General features: G+C 55.4%; 15 protein-coding genes. 6 read left to right on the top strand and 9 right to left on the bottom strand.

Annotation, left to right across the window (positions count from 1 at the left end; genetic code table 11):
* Positions 1–137 precede the first annotated feature (137 nt).
* Together HDF16_RS32245 and HDF16_RS26975 are read right to left on the bottom strand one after the other, a co-directional pair.
* Positions 138–557 (bottom strand): pentapeptide repeat-containing protein, encoded by a 420-nt coding sequence (locus tag HDF16_RS32245; RefSeq protein ID WP_432432296.1) that lies wholly within the window; start codon positions 555–557, stop codon positions 138–140.
* Between the two features lie 261 nt (positions 558–818).
* Entirely contained in the window at positions 819–1,226 is a 408-nt protein-coding gene (locus HDF16_RS26975; RefSeq protein ID WP_184223525.1) for a hypothetical protein, read from the bottom strand.
* Positions 1,227–1,538: 312 nt separating this feature from the next.
* Here HDF16_RS26975 and HDF16_RS26970 point away from each other — a divergent pair, with 312 nt between their 5' ends.
* From HDF16_RS26970 to HDF16_RS26955, 4 genes are all read left to right on the top strand, one after another.
* Entirely contained in the window at positions 1,539–2,495 is a 957-nt protein-coding gene (locus tag HDF16_RS26970) for a tyrosine-type recombinase/integrase (RefSeq protein WP_184223523.1), read from the top strand.
* A gap of 681 nt (positions 2,496–3,176) precedes the next feature.
* Positions 3,177–4,202, top strand: coding sequence for an IS110 family transposase (locus HDF16_RS26965; protein WP_184223539.1), 1,026 nt, complete (start codon positions 3,177–3,179; stop codon positions 4,200–4,202).
* A 1,528-nt stretch (positions 4,203–5,730) separates the two neighbouring features.
* Positions 5,731–6,681: a PP2C family protein-serine/threonine phosphatase gene (locus tag HDF16_RS26960; protein WP_221313252.1), complete on the top strand. Its 951-nt coding sequence runs from the start codon at positions 5,731–5,733 to the stop codon at positions 6,679–6,681.
* A gap of 242 nt (positions 6,682–6,923) precedes the next feature.
* Entirely contained in the window at positions 6,924–7,412 is a 489-nt protein-coding gene (locus tag HDF16_RS26955) for a hypothetical protein (RefSeq protein ID WP_184223519.1), read from the top strand.
* A gap of 757 nt (positions 7,413–8,169) precedes the next feature.
* Here HDF16_RS26955 and HDF16_RS26950 read toward each other — a convergent pair.
* Together HDF16_RS26950 and HDF16_RS26945 are read right to left on the bottom strand one after the other, a co-directional pair.
* A complete protein-coding gene (locus HDF16_RS26950; RefSeq protein WP_184223516.1) occupies positions 8,170–8,970 on the bottom strand; it encodes a TIGR03435 family protein in 801 nt (266 codons plus the stop codon).
* A gap of 204 nt (positions 8,971–9,174) precedes the next feature.
* A complete protein-coding gene (locus tag HDF16_RS26945; RefSeq protein ID WP_184223514.1) occupies positions 9,175–9,390 on the bottom strand; it encodes a hypothetical protein in 216 nt (71 codons plus the stop codon).
* Between the two features lie 924 nt (positions 9,391–10,314).
* On the opposite strand from HDF16_RS26945, the gene HDF16_RS26940 reads away from it, so the two are divergent.
* Positions 10,315–10,635, top strand: coding sequence for a hypothetical protein (locus HDF16_RS26940; protein WP_184223512.1), 321 nt, complete (start codon positions 10,315–10,317; stop codon positions 10,633–10,635).
* Between the two features lie 90 nt (positions 10,636–10,725).
* On the opposite strand, the gene HDF16_RS26935 is transcribed toward HDF16_RS26940, so the two are convergent.
* From HDF16_RS26935 to HDF16_RS26915, 5 genes are all read right to left on the bottom strand, one after another.
* Positions 10,726–12,240, bottom strand: coding sequence for a UvrD-helicase domain-containing protein (locus HDF16_RS26935; protein ID WP_184223510.1), 1,515 nt, complete (start codon positions 12,238–12,240; stop codon positions 10,726–10,728).
* 463 nt (positions 12,241–12,703) lie between these two features.
* Entirely contained in the window at positions 12,704–13,630 is a 927-nt protein-coding gene (locus tag HDF16_RS26930; RefSeq protein WP_184223508.1) for an alpha/beta fold hydrolase, read from the bottom strand.
* 44 nt (positions 13,631–13,674) lie between these two features.
* Complete coding sequence (gene rpiB, locus HDF16_RS26925) at positions 13,675–14,142, bottom strand: ribose 5-phosphate isomerase B (RefSeq protein ID WP_184223506.1); 468 nt, start codon at positions 14,140–14,142, stop codon at positions 13,675–13,677.
* A gap of 44 nt (positions 14,143–14,186) precedes the next feature.
* Positions 14,187–14,357 carry a hypothetical protein gene (locus HDF16_RS26920; protein WP_184223504.1) on the bottom strand — a complete coding sequence of 57 codons (171 nt, stop codon included), beginning with the start codon at positions 14,355–14,357 and terminating at the stop codon, positions 14,187–14,189.
* A gap of 33 nt (positions 14,358–14,390) precedes the next feature.
* The gene (locus tag HDF16_RS26915) at positions 14,391–15,194 is read right to left on the bottom strand and encodes an isochorismatase family protein (RefSeq protein ID WP_221313250.1); all 804 of its coding nucleotides are present in this window, start codon (positions 15,192–15,194) and stop codon (positions 14,391–14,393) included.
* Positions 15,195–15,484: 290 nt separating this feature from the next.
* Between HDF16_RS26915 and HDF16_RS26910 the strand changes: the two genes are divergently transcribed.
* Complete coding sequence (locus tag HDF16_RS26910) at positions 15,485–17,143, top strand: MOSC and FAD-binding oxidoreductase domain-containing protein (protein ID WP_348641446.1); 1,659 nt, start codon at positions 15,485–15,487, stop codon at positions 17,141–17,143.
* Positions 17,144–17,247: the final 104 nt, after the last annotated feature.

Below are 17,247 nucleotides of genomic sequence, written 5' to 3'. Positions count from 1 at the left end.
TACGCGCTGATGGCCACGAGACAACGGTTTCCCACGAAGTCGGTGTTTGCGCCAATGTCGACCTTGATCGCCCGAGCGGCCGAACCTTCCGCAAACCCCGTTTTTGCGGGAGCGACTACGCCCGAACATATGGTTCCTCATTCAGCCGCACGGACTGCCTGCCAGAACCGGACACACGGAATGTCGCTGCTATTTTCAGGTTGAAATCCAGGGCTGTTCTCTATTGAGCAACCATGTGCCCAGGAATTTGAGAAGTCGCATTCACCTCCGAGATTGTCTTGTATGAACTTGCAGTTCACCAGTTCGCAATCGATGAATCTGCTGTCTGGAAAACTAGTACCCGCGAACGTACAGTCAACGAAGCTGCAGTTTATGAAATTGCAACCGGAAAACAGACTCCAATACCAGTCAACTTTTTTGAACGAACATGTGTGGAAGTCAGAGCCCACCAGCCCGTGTTCCGAAAATTCCTCGAAGTCGCAAAACTTGAAGTAGCTTTCGTCCCACTCAATCTCCTCGTGGTTGTGCGAGGTGATCGTTTCTGATCTCACGGACATTCCCTCGCCTACAACCTGACGCTCATTCAGTAACTTTTGGCAGAGATAGCCCACAACGTAAGGCTGGGCGGTGCTTTCGACCAAATTGTTGTTCGATACCAAATCCCTTATCGCCGACTCCACAGCTGCCCAGAGGCGCGTTTTCTCAACTTCAGTGTAAGGATGAGCCATGGCCACAGGTTAGTGCAATGCCAAACTCCTGCAAAGTCGTTGTTTGCGGCAACATCGCCACGAGACTTCCGCAAATGCCGTTTTCGAGGCTCATCGAACGCAGAGTTCGATCAGTCTGGCCGCGTCGGGATTGCCGGGAGCAAATCCGGCAAGTGGTTTAGAAGGGCGCAGCAAGAGAAGGTACCTTGTCCACCATGATCGACCGGATAACTGAACCGTGATCTGCCCCAACGAGTTGACTGTGGCCTTATCGACCTCAGCCCAACCCACGAAGACCGGCTTGCCAAAGCGCAGGTATTCCAAGCCTCCTACTGTAATCCTCGCGAACACCACGCGAGATAGACCAAACAGAGCGGCGGCCAGAGGTATGTAGACGAGCCATGACCAAAGCGATTCAGCGGCTTGCGGATGCATCAGGGCCGAGACTGCTAGAAGTAAAACCTGGATCGCACGAACAAACATGATTTTTTGGTGGGATCCGAATGTGATTTCAGGCACGATCCACGTTTCCTCGCGAAGAGATGATAACCCCCGGAAAGTCGTTGTTTGCGGAAACGTCCATCCGACGAGCTCGCTCAACGCGGCCAACAGTCAGCGAGCGAGCACGAACTTCCAGATCAGGTATAGGGCCATGCTGATCCCAAAAGCAACCCAAACCGACGTGCGGCTTCTTCTTGCAGGTTCCATGCTCCCCAGTTTAGTGCGCGATAGGTCGCTCATCAAAGACGTGCCCGGAAAGTCGGTGTTTGCGGAAACATCGAACACTGAGCCGATGGAGATCATGGATGCGCGGTAAGGGAGACCGCATCCATGATTCAGAAGCGAAAGAGCAAGAAGCGGTCTACCCGGACGGTGCTGCGCCTGCCCGACCTCGATCATTCGAAATTGTCAGTCCTGCAAAGTCTTGGCTCGGTGGCGTCGAAGCGAACCTACGCTGGCGCGATTGAGGATTTCATCACCTGGTACTGTTCCGAGCCCCGTCTGGCGTTTGGTCGGACTGTAGTCCTGAGATACCGGTATGAGCTGGAAGCTCGACGCCTCGCGCCAGCGACGATCAATCTCAGACTGGCTGCAGTTCGTCGTCTTGCCTACGAGGCGTCCGACAATGGCCTGCTCAATCCGGATATGGCTGCCGGGATTCGGCGGGTAAAGGGCGCGAAACGTCTCGGAATGAGGCTTGGGAACTGGCTTACGGCGGCTCAAGGTAAAAGCCTGCTCGCCGTTCCTTCTGGCAACTCGACGCGTGACAAGCGCGACCATGCCATCCTGGCGGTCCTCCTTGGCTGCGGGCTGCGTCGAGCGGAACTGACCGGCTTGACGCTCGGACACCTTCAGCAGCGTGACGACCACTGGGCGATCGTAAACCTTTACGGAAAGGGCGGCCACATCCGAACCGTCCCTGTCCCAATCTGGGTGAAAGAAGCCCTTGATCGGTGGCTGGATGCCGCCGCGATCACGGAAGGCACCATCTTTCGCCGCGTAAGCCGAATGGGTACCGTATGGGGTCCGAAGATTAGCGAGAAACTGGTCTGGTCGATCGTCAGGCAGAGAGCAAAGGTCGCCGGAATCGATCAACTCGCCCCACATGACTTGCGCCGGACGTGCGCACGACTCTGCCACGCAGCTGGAGGTGAGTTGGAGCAGATTCAGTTTCTTCTCGGGCATCGATCCGCTGAGACGACAGAACGCTACCTTGGTTCCCGGCAGAGGATCGTTGCCGCAGTGAACGACAAGATCGGCCTTGAGCCTGATTCCCGGGCACCCTAAACGAAGTTTCCGCAAACACCGACTTCAGAGGAATTGCCGCTCCATAGGCGGTTGGCTTTCAATATCGGGACGGTACAGGGAGAACTCTCACTTCGACACGAACATGCCGTGCCGTGTTCGGGCTTAGCAAGGAGGCAATTGAGCTGGGCCTGACCCATCGCCAAGCTGGTATTCCGATCCGGTGGCTCAGCCGAAACAATATCCACGCGCTACGTCCGACGAGCTTTCGGATTGCACCAAACCGCTCACGAGGGGTGAGCAACAAAGCATCCCAGCTACCATCCTCATCTTGGCCAAGAACGGCACCACATCGGCAATGCACTCTGCCGCGACGTAAGAAATCCGACGAATGAGTCTCCTTCAGCCATACACGGCCACACGGACAAACCATAGGACTTTCCATACGCCTCTACTCTAATCGAAGTGTTTCTTGACGGGGAGGCGACCGAGTTGGACCCTCTTTCACCGCCGGGACTCCCTAGATCGAAGGCCGCACGACGATCCCGCAAGAAAAACGGCGTTCTGGGAACTTCGCCCTCTAGCCGGTCCCGGCGCTCTCGGCAGCTTCCGGGGATCAATGTTGCCGACAACCCCGACTAATGAGATGGTCCGCCGCTTGATTTCTCAGCTTCATAGAGGGATTGTGGTGGCAGCTTGTACAAGGAGGATCCTCGTTAGCAGATACATTCGGTTGGCATAGATCTCGGCAAGACAACGTTCCATCTCGTGGCGCTGGGTGCGGCTGGCAAGGTGCTTGTGCGGAAGAAGTTCACACAGAAGCAGCTCCTGATCTTCACCGCGAACATGCAGACGTCTTTGATTGGGATGGAAGCCTGCTCGGGGGCTCACTTTCTGGGCCGGGCACTGCGGAGTCAAGGCCACGATGTGCGGCTGATCGCGGCGAAGTTCGTGAAGCCTTTTGTGAAGTCGAACAAGAACGACTTCATCGATGCCGAAGCGATCGCCGAAGCTGTCGAGCGCAAGAACATGCGCTTCGTACCGATCAAAACCGACGATCAGTTGGACCTGCAGGCGATTCATAGGGTGCGCGATCGCCTGATGTCTCGACGGACTGCCGTAATCAACCAGTTGCGAGCGTTCCTGCTTGAACGGGGGCTTGTGTTCGCGAAGACTCCTTCGAAGCTCCGTGACGCGATGCCGGAGGTCCTTGAAAACGCCGGTGCCAGTCTGACGCCGCAGATGCTTCACCTCATCGAGATATTGTGGGGCGAGTGGAAGATGGTCGAGCAACAGATCGAACAACTCGGCGATGAGTTGGAACGGATCTCCGCGGCGGACGCCGGATGCACGCGCATCCGCAAGATCCCCGGCATCGGGCCAGTGGTAGCAACGGCCATTGTGGCGGCCATCGGCAACGGTGCCGCCTTTCGCAAGGGCCGCGACTTTGCCGCCTGGCTTGGCCTCGTCCCAGGCCAGTACTCGACCGGCGGCAAGGCGAAGCTGCTGAGTATCAGCAAGCGAGGGAACGTCTACCTCCGCAAGATCCTCATCCATGGTGCGAGAGCGGCCGTACTGCGGATCAAGCGCGATCGAGCGCCGATCGGAGCCTGGTTAGACGCGCTTGACCTCAGAGCACACAAGAACGTTGTCGTGGTTGCTATGGCCAACAAGCTGGCACGCATCGCTTGGGCCGTCCTATCAAGCGGAGAAGAGTACAGGCCCTTACCGAACAAACTGCCAGCGTGAGCTGACACTTCCTTCGCATCACGAACTTGAGCGGCTTAACTTTACCCACCGAAGTCTGCACAGAGAACAGCAAGGACGAAAGAACAGTCACAACGGCGTATCTTCAACCTGATCCCGCAAATGGTCGATCGCGACCGACCGACTTTGAAGGATAGATACGCGCGCAACTCATCCTGGTCAGGAGAATCCTTCTCCACGAAGACCGAATACATTTGCGCAGACTTGTCTTCTCGACCCCAAACTTTTCCCTTGCAGTCCTGCAACGGACCATACATTTGCGGGAGCCATGCGGGTCAACGGTCGTGGCTATCGCTACAAACTTGCCATGCGTAAGTCGTTATATTTGGTTCAAGCGATTTCTCGAAGCAGGAAGTCGGGCGCAATGTCTCGTTGCAAGTGGTTCGCCAAAAATCTCGTGTTCTGCCGGCCTTATCGATATAGTGATTCACACCAGACAGCACAGTCCGCCGTCTTCCGCCGGATGCCTCTGTTAGTCCACTACACGTTGGAGCCATTCAGGATGAAGCACCCGCCGCTACTGCCAATCCTCGTTCTTGTGCTTATCTGCGGCCTCTCCACGGCCACCACCCTCGCCCAGCCTTCTGCCATTACCCATAATCCCGATGTTTCCGTCACTATCGATGCATCTCGCGTCAACGACATCATCGAGCTTACCGCCCCTTGGCGCTTTTTCCCAGAAGACAACTCCGTCTTCGCCAACCCCACGTTCGATGACTCGTCTTGGCCTCTTATCGGACCAGGCGGCGATCAACTGCTATCGAATGCTCATTCCCCGAATGAAAGAGACGGGAATGGCTGGGCGAGAATACGGATACATTTACTCAATCGAAGTTCCGCCCTCGCGCTCTTAGTGGAGCCTTCATATACGACTCAGCTTGAGGTCTTCGCGAACGGGAAAAAGATCGCTGAGACATCAGACTTCGACGCTCGCGTAAAGCGTCGAACCTATCCGCAACGGGTGACCTTACCTCCAGGCCCTGACATCCTTATCGCCATTCATATGGTCGATCCCGGGCAAAAGGTCGTGCGTTACTTCCGACTCGAGCAGGTCAGTATAGGTGGTACAGAGGCAGTCGATAACATCATTAGTCTGCGTAGATACCGCGACTTTGAGTCTTATTGGTTCTTTAAGGTTGTCGTTTGCCTCATCTTTTTGGCTTTTGTCCCCGTGAGTCTAGCCCTCCAACTAGCACAGAGGAATCGTTTTGAATACTTGTGGCTTGCAATCTTTTGCCTAACCACCGCAGTTGACACTCTGTACCTTGGCGCAAGATTCATGGCCGTTGTGCCCATGGGACCTCTATCAGACAACCTATCGAACCTTCTTGATGCTTGTGTCCCGATAACCTGCCTAGAGTTTGTCGCTACCTTTGCCGTAGTTAGGAACAAGCTAATTGTCCGAATCTACCAAGCGATCGTGCTTCTCATCCCTCTCCTGGCGGTGTTCCCCGCTCTTCACAACGTTTATTTCGCCTTTCAACCTTTTGAAAATGTTGGCTGGGTCTTGATGGCTGGTTGCCTCCTGCTCGCCGCCTACCGCCGCGGCAACAAGGAATGCGGATTGTTGCTGATCCCGCTTATGTGCGTTCCGCTGTCGACTCTGCTTGATCAGGCTGCAGGTCCATTTCCTCGATTTACCGAATTGGTCATGGGTCTACACGTTCGAGGGGTAGGAATTTCACCTTCCTATATCGCTTTACTTCTACTCCTTGGCGGCCTTCTCGCCGTAATCCTTATGCGTTTCATTCGTATAAGTAGAGATGAGGAAATCGCTGCCGCCGAACTCGAAGCAGCCCGAACCGTCCAGCAGCTTCTCATCCCCCCATCCTCTCCCGCCACTCCGGGGTTCCTCGTAGAAAGTGTCTATCTGCCCGCCCGACAGGTTGGCGGAGACTTCTTCCTTATCCTTCCAGCGCCGGACCCAACCGCCGACTTGTCCCTCCTCGCCGTCATCGGCGACGTCAGCGGCAAGGGTTTGCAAGCCGCCATGGTCGTCTCCACCATCATCGGCGGACTGCGCATGCAGATCTCACGCAGGCCCGCTGAAGTTCTCGCCCGTCTCAACCGCGCTCTCACGGGTAACGTCTCCGGCTTTGCAACTTGCTGCGCCATCCTCCTGCACTCGGATGGCCGCGCTATACTCGCCAATGCCGGCAACCCCTCGCCCTACTGCGACGGCGAAGAGGTCCCCACCTTGCCCGGCCTCCCTCTCGGTATCGCCCCAGAGATCACCTACGATGAGACCACGTTCACCCTCGCCTCGGGCTCCCGGCTTAGCTTTGTTTCGGATGGCGTTGTCGAAGCCACCAGTTTTCCCAACAAAGAGCTCTTCGGCTTCGACCGCACCCGGGCCATCAGCACCCAATCCGCTGCCGCCATTGCAGAGATGGCATGCGCGTTCGGCATCGGAGCACCCCAAGCAGATGACATCACCGTCCTGACGATCATTCGGGAGTAGCCGTTAACGTCGATCCGAGCTTACGGCTCTTCCCGGTTCGCGAAAAACGGGGTTTGCGGAAGTTTCGGCTCCGCCAAATCCTCCGGACCGACGAAGTTTCCGCAAACAACGACTTTGCGGACGTCTCCCTCACGACACCCGGAGTTGTCGTGGGTCATATTAGAGATGTCCGGGTTCCGATCAAGCCGTCTGTGGGGAAAGGCTTGCCTACGACTTCGTCATGCGCTAGGGTCTCCTAGACGATGAAAGAATTAATGCCATCAGAAGATCCGTGCGTTGAACCATCACCCTATTCCTGGTCTCGCTTTTGCTTCTTCACGTTGATATTTCTGATTTTTCTACCTGGCGGTATTTCGCTTTTCTTCTTCTTCGACAAGACCCGGATCGGCACCGAAACTGCGTCGGTGGTCTCTTACACGGCTGGTGTCATCCTCTATACATTCAGTCGCAACCGGGGGATGCAGCGTTATCTTTTCTCTTGTCCCTTTGTCCGTGGCGAACTTCCACGCCTTGCACTCCGGCACGCTGGGTTCCTCATCGCTCTCATTGCTCTACAAACCGGAGCGTTCCTAATCCAGCCACATCTTTCTCCCTTTTGGCTGAATGCTAGTGGAGAAAAGAGAAGCTTGCCTCCCTTCGTGAACGCTTTGCTTTTTGCTGGTGGCGCCCTCCTTCTTACTGAAGTGATGACCAATCGATCTCTACTCAATCGCGCTCACAAGCTTTCATAATGCCCATCATGGTCGTCGGCCTCTCGCGAGCGCGCGGTCAAAAACTATTACCATTCCCCGCAAACCGCCTTCCTTGCATCGGCGTCGGCCTGTTACTCCTGAAACGGACGATTCACCGGGGTACAGGTTGCGCCTTGAAAACGGGGATTGCGGAAGGTTCGTGTCGAAGTTTCCGCAAACACCGACTTCGTGGCAGGTATGATTTTATTTCAAGTCATAGGTTGATTTCGCTGCAGCTGAGCTGATTCAGATGGCTCTCAATCCCGCAGGTTCTGGACATAAGAATGCACATCGACATCTCGTCCAAGCCGCTTGCGATTGGAATCGGGTCTATTCTCGTGATCGCACCCTTTGCTATCTGGGCCGCGCTGTACATCGCCACTAGAAAGCGCAACATACACCCAAAATCTTTACTGCCGTGGATGCTGAGATTGCGGTGGGTGGTTTACAGCTGCGCACTCCTACTGTATGTTGGCGGCTTTATAATCGGCCATTCGCGTTGGTTGTTCTATGGGACTGCCATGCTCGCCTGTTCATCTGGCCTAGCTCTTTCCGAGACCTGGTTGAAGAAGCAAACAGCTCCTTCCCGGTCCGCCGTTTAGTACGCTTAGCTGCTCGACTGCCGAGATTCCTCATGCAAAACGGGGCATGGCTAACTTCGACCCATTCGGGGGCCGGAGAACCGAAGTTGCCGACAACGTCGACTTCCCATGGTTTCACTCCGATAAGCGTAGTTGTCGCGGTCAGAAGTATGGTTTCAGTTTTCGGATGGATGCTCGGCATGGTCGACCACAAGGACCTTTAGAGGGGCCGTAGAGGGTTCGAGCTTCAGGCCAAGCTGTTCTTGCAGAGCGTTGAAGATGAACGGGGCATTTTCATCGATTGCTGTTGTGGGAGATGTGCTCTCTGGTCTCCATCGAAGCTCAAAGTCGTAATGGCCAGTCAGACCGGTTTTGTCTATCACTGATCTACCCGTATCCCCTTGAAGTAAACCCTCCAAGGAGCCCACCACACAATCCTGTCGCTCAGTGTAGCCGTGCCGATTCTGCAGGACCTGACAAGTAATTCCGATCCCCATGTCATTTTGCGGAACCCTTGTCGGCTTGAGACGTGGACCACCTTTTCCAACGACGAGGTTGAAAACTGGGAAAGTTTTTACCGCGTAGTGGACCTCGAGCTTGAACCGGTCTGCAAGGAGCGCCTGGAGCATGTCGGCGCGCTGACGGTAGGTGAGCCCTTTTAAGTTGGCTTCTTCAGCGCTGTCTACTTTGGCTTCGAGGTCAAACCGATCAGAATTGAACCAGCCAGGTCCCCCTGAGAGGAGTTTTTCGTCATAAACTCCATATGCTTCTTGGACCAGCATCCGCAAGGAAACTCCGGTCGCAGTGTAGCCATCAGGCGTTGGCTGCAATCGCCACCCTGTTGCTTTACTGGGCTTGATAGCAGCAACAGCAAGGACAGGTAGCTGAGGGGAAGCAGGGGCAGCTTGGGCGAACACACACGATGTGTCGAAAACCGCCGCACATAGAAGCAATAGCGTTTTAAGGAAAACTGTCATTCGAGCCCTTTGTTATTCAAGAATAGGACTGCACGGCAAGCTTACGGTGAGCGGAACCAAAGCGACCGCTGGTAGGCTTACATCGTTGGAACAACCCTTCTGCCTTCTGTCAGGCTCTGTACTCTCTGAAACGACTATATTAATCGGGCGCATATCGCGCCTGCAAAACGGGGTTTGCGGAAACTACGTTCGGCTGCCGCGCATTCAGTTGACGTATTCCAAGACTTTCTCCGTGAATCCTGCCGCCCTCAACACGGCGGGATCGACATCTGACTCCAGCACGAGCATAGCGATGTTGTCTTCCAAGTCTGTGTTAAGGGCCTCGGCGATCTCGCCGGGAGGCGCGATCTCAACATAGGCAAGTTCCGTGAGACAGTGCGCTTTCGACTCGTATTCCTTGATCCAGCTGCGTGCCGGCAACTCCCGGGCGAGTACGCAGACCTTATAGCCCTCGTGACACTCTGAGATGAGAGTCGAACATCCGTACCGACAGTATAGAAAAGAGAGATGAATGTGCGAACAGGGCTCTGGTCGGCTAAAGCCTATCATCAACGCCCAGAGTCGTTATGGTGTGTTGTAGTTGTTCGCGCGCTCGCAGGTAGGAGTCAGCCAAGCTGTTGAGCAATTGCAAGTCTTTAGCGGGCAGATGTGGTGAACGTTCGGCACAGCAACTAATCTGGTCGACCAGATGTTCAAGTACCGGTAGCTGCGTCGCGAGCACGGCTAACGTGGAAGCAGGCATGGCCAAAAGTATAAGCGAGTCAATGTTTATTGTGCATGATTTTGAGTTCCATTCCCCTGCAGCGGTGGGCAGCCATCGCAGGCGTCTTGTGCCGACAGCTTCCTGGAGTTCATGAGAGAGCGTTCAATTAACGTACAGCCACAAGTGCAACGCTCCCGTAGGCCCGGAAGGCAATCTACCCCTCGAGGCCCTGGCCACTTCGTATTCGCCATGCTTGATGAGCCATGTGATCAACTCTCGCTCTTAATCAGTGAGCCTACGGCAAATAACTTCTATGTCGGGATCTCTCACATTCGAGTGAATGTCACATGCCGGAGGGCGCATGAAAAGCGACGATTGGGGAAACGGGCCTGTCTCGGTGGCCGATTGCCGATACTGACTTCAAAAGCTCAGATTTCTACGAATTCGAATGACAAGGTCTATCGCAAGCTTCATAAACACAGTGGGGACTAGTTTAGGACGACAGGGATCGCTTGTTGCAAGAACGGCGCTCTCGGCAACCAACCACCGCACTATGTCATTCTTCAGCAGGGAATTGAAAGCTAAAATGCCGTCTAGGAGGAGAGGAGCATGATCACGGCGAGTGTCATGACAACAGAGGAATGATCGGTTGGAAGTGGTCGGCAAAGGAAAAGCTCACCGCCCGCAGAGCTTTCAACCTTGCTTTGGACAGGGAATTGACAGCCGTCATCCAGGAGGTCATGCAACGGGCCGAACAAATCAACGAAGCATCGGATTTGTGGGAGATGGAAACGTGGCTTACCGAGCAGCGAGAACGGATCGACCGTACCTTCGACTTCCGATACTCGGCTCTAGCTCGAGTCTTCGCCACCCTACTGCGAGAGCATCGACTCGGTCTAAATAAGTTGCGCGGTCTTGATCAGGAGAACTTAGACTCAATCGAGCGATTAGCCCAGACCTGAAGATCACTTGCCGCAGCTTCTAAACTAAGAGCCTCTGAAGCGGAAAACTCCTTGAGGAAATCGATCATTTGCGCGAGCTTGCTCAGCGCTCTAAGGGTGAAACGGTCGCCCGCGTATCTCGGTGGTGGTGTTGCGGATACCGAAACGCTTTGCTACCTCGCGTGGCAGTTGTACCCCGAGTTTTGCGCGAGTCATGGCGACATACAGCAGTCTCGCTTCCGATGCAGTGGCCTTTGCGGCCTCTGCTGACCCGAGGCGCTTCGCTCTCAGGAAGCCAGCTTCAAAATCAGGGTCGAGATACACGTAATCCCACTCTCTTCCTTTGGATCGATGAGCAGTCGAACAGATGGCCTGCGCAGTCGACTCATCGGACTCACATTTAGAGAGGGCCCCCAAAATACGAGTCTCGTCGTGTTCCTGAACGAGATTGACCAGCGGTCGCAAGCCCTCACCTTCGGGCCGATTGCTGAAGCTCATCACGTCCTTCCATCCTTGGAACCCGATTAGTTCCGGGGATTGCCCAGGTTGATTTTGCTTCACTCGCTGCACATCTGTAAGGACACGTTCCAAGTCTTTTGTTCCGCCAACGACGGCACACCGCAAGTTGCGAGCAAGGCACCTAAGGACGTTTGACATCACCGCTGCATTGCTGCGCGCAAGGATGGCATCTGGCTTGACGCGACCAATGTGAGAGGGGACAGATGTAGAGCCACGAAGCGGCTCGCGCGAACCTAGCGTGCGAAGTACGATAGTCGCCGCCGCCGCGATCTCGGGACCAAAACGAAAGGACTGTGACAGTAAGCACCGATGGCGTGTTTGAACCTGCTCCATTGCGTTCACAGCCCCGCGCCATTCATAGATCTGCTGGTTCGCGTCGCCCACATAGACAATCTGGCACTCAGATCGATTCAGCACTTCCAGTAGGACTGGGTTGAGGTCCTGCGCCTCGTCGACCATGATGTAGTCAGCCTGAGCGCGAGGATTCGACAGCGCCCACAGTTTTAGATAGCCATCATGCCCGAGCGGCAGGCCCTTTGATCGATCGAGCATGCTCGACCAAAGATATCCAAGGTGCTCAGCGACCTGTTTCGCAAAGCTTTCGAACTGTTCAGAGCCCAGCCGCTCAAAGACCCCATAACGGGGGACATGCAACGTAGAGGGAGCCGCATCTCGGCTTTGGAGGAACAGCTTCAATCCGTCGCGGAGGACGGCAGCGTAAGACTTTTGCTCAAGCACAACCCCTGAATGGAAGGTAATTTCTTCCGGCAGGCGAAATGCCTGGAGGATCAGGTTGGGTGTCAGGCTTTCTGTGAGCTTCCACTCTGGATAGCCCAAGCTCCTGCGAACTACCCGGAACGCGATCGAGTGCGTGGTTGCACATTTCACATGCGCCGGGAAGCGCCCTCGGGCTTCGGAGGCAATCGAGCGATTGAAGGCTAAGTAGAGAGCCGGAGAGAGCTTGCTGCCAGCAAGCATCTTCAACGTAGTTGTTTTGCCCGCTCCCGCATAGGCGTCGATCCGAAGATTCCCGCCGGCAAGAAAAAGCTCGACTGCGAGGCGCTGCTCAGCAACAGGTTGAAATGAGGGTGGATCTGCATGCAGCATTCATGACTGATCCTATTCGTTCTGTGGCCAAGCGCTCTCTGATCGAAAAGGCCGCGCGACCCATGGTCGTTATGCTCCTGTCGCGAGAGGGCGGGTTGACTCTGAGCACGTTGGGAAATATCGTGTAAGTAATTGACTGCAAATCACTTACGTCTGATAACAACCGTTATTTATACCGCACGCTGTAAGCGCAAAGCATAATATTATTGCTCTTCTTGAGTTGAGGACTCTGAGGCGACAGATGGGTGGATGGCGGCGGACGACCAATCGAGGATAACCAGCATAATATTGGGAAACTCTGCGCCCGCATCTTAGGCGGGCGCCTGGAATCCACGGCGCAGGGTCTGAGATGTTGCCCTACATTATCGTCCCTGGGCGTGCCCACTTCTTGGCTGAGACGGTGACAGGCGGACGGATAAACGTCTGTCCACCTGTCAGAAGAACTTCTTCGTAGGCCAAAAGTTTACGTATGATCGGGTCGCGGCGAGAAAAATCTCTCGATCCGCAGCGCGATCTCATCTCCGTGAGTCTCCAAGGCGAAGTGTCCGGTGTCCAACAAATGGGTTTCGATGTCCGGCAGGTCCCGTTTGTAAGGAAGTGCTCCTTCTGACGGGAAGATGAAGTCGTTCTTTCCCCAGACGATCAGAGTCGGCGGCTTATATTGGCGAAAGAAGGCCTGGAATTCTGGGTACAGTGGGACGTTGGTTCGATAGTCAAAGAGCATATCCAGCTGTATGTCGCCGTTGCCCGGACGATCGAGCAACGCCTGATCTAGTGTCCATGTAGTGGGGTCAAGCAGACTCCGGTCGCTTACGCCGTTTTCGTATTGCCACTTCGTCGCCTCTGCCTTGACCAGAAACGCCAATGCGGCGCGGTTCTCTGCGGTCGCCTCTTGCCAGTACTTCTTGATCGGGTTCCAGAACTCGAGCAAGCCTTCTTCATAGGCGTTGCCGTTCTGCACGATCAGTCCAGAGACCTTTTCAGGGTGGCGAAGTGCAAGCCGGTAACCGATAGGGGCCCCGTAGTCCATGACGTAGAGCGTGTACGTGCTCAGTTCCAGCCTCTCCGTGAGCTCCTCGACGATGTTGGTCATATTTTCGAAGGTGTACGCGAATTCCTTGTGATCGGGTGCGCTGCTGAAGCCGTACCCAGGGTAGTCCGGAGCGATTACCCGGAATGACTTTGCGAGCCTGGGGATCAGGTTGCGAAACATATTCGACGAAGTGGGGAAGCCATGTAGAAGAAGCAACACGGGCGCGTCTTTCGGGCCAGCGTCGCGATAGAAGACGTCGACGTCGCGGATGTGAATCGTGTTATATCGAACTACAGGCGTGGTGGATGCGTTGGTGGTTGTGTCCTGCTCTTTCAGCTCTTCCATTAATGCAGTCATGTCCAACTCCTTTGATTAATTTGTCGATGGATTTGTGAAGTCAGTCACTTTGCTACTGAAGGCATGTAGGTTTGTTCGATTGCTCTCACCTTGTTGAGGCGACGGGCAAACCGTTCCTGGGATGTATCGAAGGTAGCGCCGAGATAAGCCTTTACTATGTCGGAGGCGAGCGCAGATCCAACAATTCTGGAGCCCATGACGAGGACATTCATATCGTCGTGCTCCACGCCTTGATGAGCGGAATAGGTATCGTGGCAGATGCCTGCCCGGATACCAGGCATCTTGTTCACCGCGATACAGACGCCGATCCCCGATCCGCAGATGAGGATGCCATGGCTCACGGCCCCTTTCATGAGTTGCGCCCCAACCAGCTCCGCGTAGTCGGAATAGTCGGAAGGCGACTCGTCGTGTGCGCCGAGATCGCGAACATAGTGTCCGAGGCCCGCGACGAATTCACGGATCTGTTCCTTCAGGGCGAAGCCAGCGTGATCAGCGGCTATAGCGATTCTCATTTCGACACCTCCATGGAAGATAGTGATAAGAATGCATGCGGGTTTTACCTATGCAGGAGATGTGCCGCGACAGCAATCACCGTACAAAGCAATAAGACTGTGAGAAGCAAGAGGAAAGCTATGTAACGCGCAGCCTGATATCGCGCTTCGTCGGAAGGATGAGTGATGCCGAAGGTGTCGATAAATAATCCGGCCAGATAGAGCAGAAATTTCATAAGCGCACTCAATTCGAACGTTACATTTGGTTGTTAGCCACGCTCCATAGCCTTGACTGTTTCATCCGTACTTAAGACCGCATGGGCGATGAACGCATAGTTGATCATTGCGGCTGTATAGCCGTTACCCCAGATGGGGTGCCGCGGTCCGGCCGTCGCATCTTTCACCACGGCAACCTCAAACCCCTGCTCCACGAACTCTCTTAGGTGCGACTCGACACACATATTTGCGAGCATGCCGCCAAGGATGATCTTGCTGATCCTGCGCTTGCGTAGTTGCAGCACAAGGTCGTTCGTCTGGGGGCCCCATACACGATGCGGTGAGACAACGACTGTCTTGCCGTCCTCGATATACGGCTTGAAGCGATCGAGCCAGTCTGCGCCAGAGTTCTTGAAGTCGGCAACGGACAGCCGGCCTTTACGGGCAAAGAGATCTGTTCTTGCCTCATCGGCTTCGAGCGGGCCGTTGAACTTCCACCCCTTGTCCTCTGGAAAGAAATAATGTGGCGAGATGAAGACCTCGAACCCATGCGCCTTCGCAGCTTTGAAGATCCGCTCCATGTTCGGGATGGTGTTGTTTTCTTTGAGGCTCTCGCGGACCGCCTCCCATGCCAGCCCGGTCTCACTCAACACATCATTCTGCGGATCGATAAAGACAACCGCAGTATCGCTTTGGCTCAGTTTGAGCGATGTCGGCGCGGTTGATGGAGGATCGGCGGACATTCCATCAGCTTCCTCCGCAACGAGCTTCTGGGCCGGGAAGAGGGCTGCAGCGGTTGAAGCACCGGCAACCGTGAGAAAGTGACGCCGTGAAGTGCTTGGGATAACGTCGGTCATTGTGCCGCTCCTGGAGACAAGTTTGTCGGTGTTCGGAGCTTCCTTTTCGGAGTAAGCTCGCATCGACAAAGCGATCCTAGTTCCCTAGGTTCGCGACCGGTATTATGTTCTTCCATTACTTGCGTCCGCCAGAGATTCATAGAAATTCATGACGGGCGCTACGGCGGCATGGATGTATCTTCATGGACGGGAGGCTTTGTATGGGTTCGCTTGTCTCAATAAATGTCGGACTTCCGCAAGATGTTATGTGGCAAGGGAAGGTCGTTCGAACCGCAGTCTGGAAGCGATCTGTGCCGGGACGAGTGATGGCGCGGCGGCTCAATCTCGATGGCGATGGACAGGGAGATCTCGCAGGCCATGGCGGAGAACACCGCGCTGTGATGGTCTACCAGATTGACTCCTATCGCCACTGGGAAGAACACCTTCAGCGACACGGCTTCGAGTACGGGCAGTTTGGAGAGAACCTCACCGTCGAGGGCCTTGCAGATGATGAGGTCTGTATCGGAGATCGCTATCGTATCGGCGCGGCCTTATTCGAAGTGACGCAGCCGAGAGTGACCTGCTACCGCGTCGGCATCCGGATGAACGAACCCCGGATGCCGTCTTTGCTGGTCTCGCATCGGAGGCCGGGATTTTATTGCCGCATTATTGAAGAAGGCGAGATCGGTGCGGGAGACAACATCGTCAAGGTTGCCGATGGGCCGGAGCATGTCACCGTAGCTGAGGTCGATGCGCTGCTGTACCTACCCAGCCATCCTCGCGATCAACTGGAGCGGGCGTTTCGAGTTCCCTCTTTGAGCGAGGGATGGAAGGGGTCTCTAAGGGCTTTGCTCGAGGCAAGCGATCAGGGTGGTAATGCCGGGCTTGTTGCCCCGACACCAGCCCCTGCGTGGAGCGGTTTTCGAACACTGCGCGTTGCTGAGGTCAGACGTGAGAGTGACCATGTACGGTCGTTCGTCCTAGAGGCAGAGGATCGCAGCCCGTTGCCGACTGCGCTAGCCGGTCAGTTCCTTGTCTTCAGGATTCAGCCCCAAGGCCATCCTTCGCCTATAGTACGGAGCTATTCGATGTCTGGCCCTCCGGGCGCGGGCACGTACCGCATCAGCGTGAAACGCGATAGCGGGCCGGGAAGCCAGTACTTCCACGACAGCGTTAAAGCTGGCGATTCACTGCAAGTTAGTGCTCCGCGAGGCAGCTTCACGCTCGCCCAGAGCGCCCGCCCTGTTGTGCTCCTCAGTGCGGGGATCGGAGCCACACCGGTGCTCTCCATGCTGCATGAACTTATGATGAGAGCGGATCCTGCGCGGGAGATCTGGTGGTGCTACGGCGCTCGCAACAGCAGGGAACATCCGTTCGCTGACGAAGTACGGGAGACCCTCGAGAACCATTCAAAGAGCCGATCGTTCGTTGTTTATAGTGCCCCGGAAGAGAGAGACAGGGTCGGCGTGGACTATGACGCAGCGGGACATCTGAGGCTCTCGTCTTTACAGGAGACTGGTGTACCTCAGGAGGCAGATTTCTATCTCTGTGGGCCGGAGGCATTTCTTGACGAGATGTCCTCAGCTCTGAAGGCCTGGGAGATTCCTAGCAGTCGCATCCACTCCGAGGCCTTTGGTGCCGGGCCCGCGATGACACCGGGGATTGCTGCTGCTCCAACGAAGACGCCGCACCCACCACCTGGAGACGCTGGGGCAGGCCCGGCGGTGTCGTTTATACGGAGCGGCCTTACGGTTCCGTGGGACCTTCGATTCGCAAGCCTGCTCGAATTTGCCGAAGCCTGCGATGTGCCAGTGCGCTGGTCCTGCCGCGTGGGCGTCTGCCACAATTGCCAGACCGGGACGATCAGTGGCAGCGTGAAGTACGATCCAGAGCCACTCGATCGGCCGGGAGAGGGTGACGTTCTCATCTGCTGCGCAACGCCGTTGTCGAAGATCGAGCTGGACCTCTGAAGGCGTTGTTCGTTAGCGAGTGGCAGCGGTCTTCAGCCCCTTCAAAGGCCTCATGCAAAGACATGATAGCGACGGGTGCGATGCCAGGGTAGTGTCTGTCTTGT

The organism is Granulicella aggregans, from assembly GCF_014203275.1.
Taxonomy (GTDB): domain Bacteria; phylum Acidobacteriota; class Terriglobia; order Terriglobales; family Acidobacteriaceae; genus Edaphobacter.
This window is presented reverse-complemented; position numbering and strand designations above follow the sequence as displayed.

Excerpts from the sequence above, each read along its gene's own strand:
- HDF16_RS32245 (WP_432432296.1), bottom strand. The coding sequence starts at position 557 with ATGTCCGTGAGATCAGAAACGATCACCTCGCACAACCACGAGGAGATT.
- HDF16_RS26970 (WP_184223523.1), top strand. The coding sequence starts at position 1,539 with ATGATTCAGAAGCGAAAGAGCAAGAAGCGGTCTACCCGGACGGTGCTG.
- HDF16_RS26960 (WP_221313252.1), top strand. The coding sequence starts at position 5,731 with ATGGCTGGTTGCCTCCTGCTCGCCGCCTACCGCCGCGGCAACAAGGAA.
- HDF16_RS26955 (WP_184223519.1), top strand. The coding sequence starts at position 6,924 with ATGAAAGAATTAATGCCATCAGAAGATCCGTGCGTTGAACCATCACCC.
- HDF16_RS26950 (WP_184223516.1), bottom strand. The coding sequence starts at position 8,970 with ATGACAGTTTTCCTTAAAACGCTATTGCTTCTATGTGCGGCGGTTTTC.
- HDF16_RS26940 (WP_184223512.1), top strand. The coding sequence starts at position 10,315 with ATGATCGGTTGGAAGTGGTCGGCAAAGGAAAAGCTCACCGCCCGCAGA.
- HDF16_RS26935 (WP_184223510.1), bottom strand. The coding sequence starts at position 12,240 with ATGCTGCATGCAGATCCACCCTCATTTCAACCTGTTGCTGAGCAGCGC.
- HDF16_RS26930 (WP_184223508.1), bottom strand. The coding sequence starts at position 13,630 with ATGACTGCATTAATGGAAGAGCTGAAAGAGCAGGACACAACCACCAAC.
- rpiB (WP_184223506.1), bottom strand. The coding sequence starts at position 14,142 with ATGAGAATCGCTATAGCCGCTGATCACGCTGGCTTCGCCCTGAAGGAA.
- HDF16_RS26920 (WP_184223504.1), bottom strand. The coding sequence starts at position 14,357 with ATGAAATTTCTGCTCTATCTGGCCGGATTATTTATCGACACCTTCGGC.
- HDF16_RS26915 (WP_221313250.1), bottom strand. The coding sequence starts at position 15,194 with ATGACCGACGTTATCCCAAGCACTTCACGGCGTCACTTTCTCACGGTT.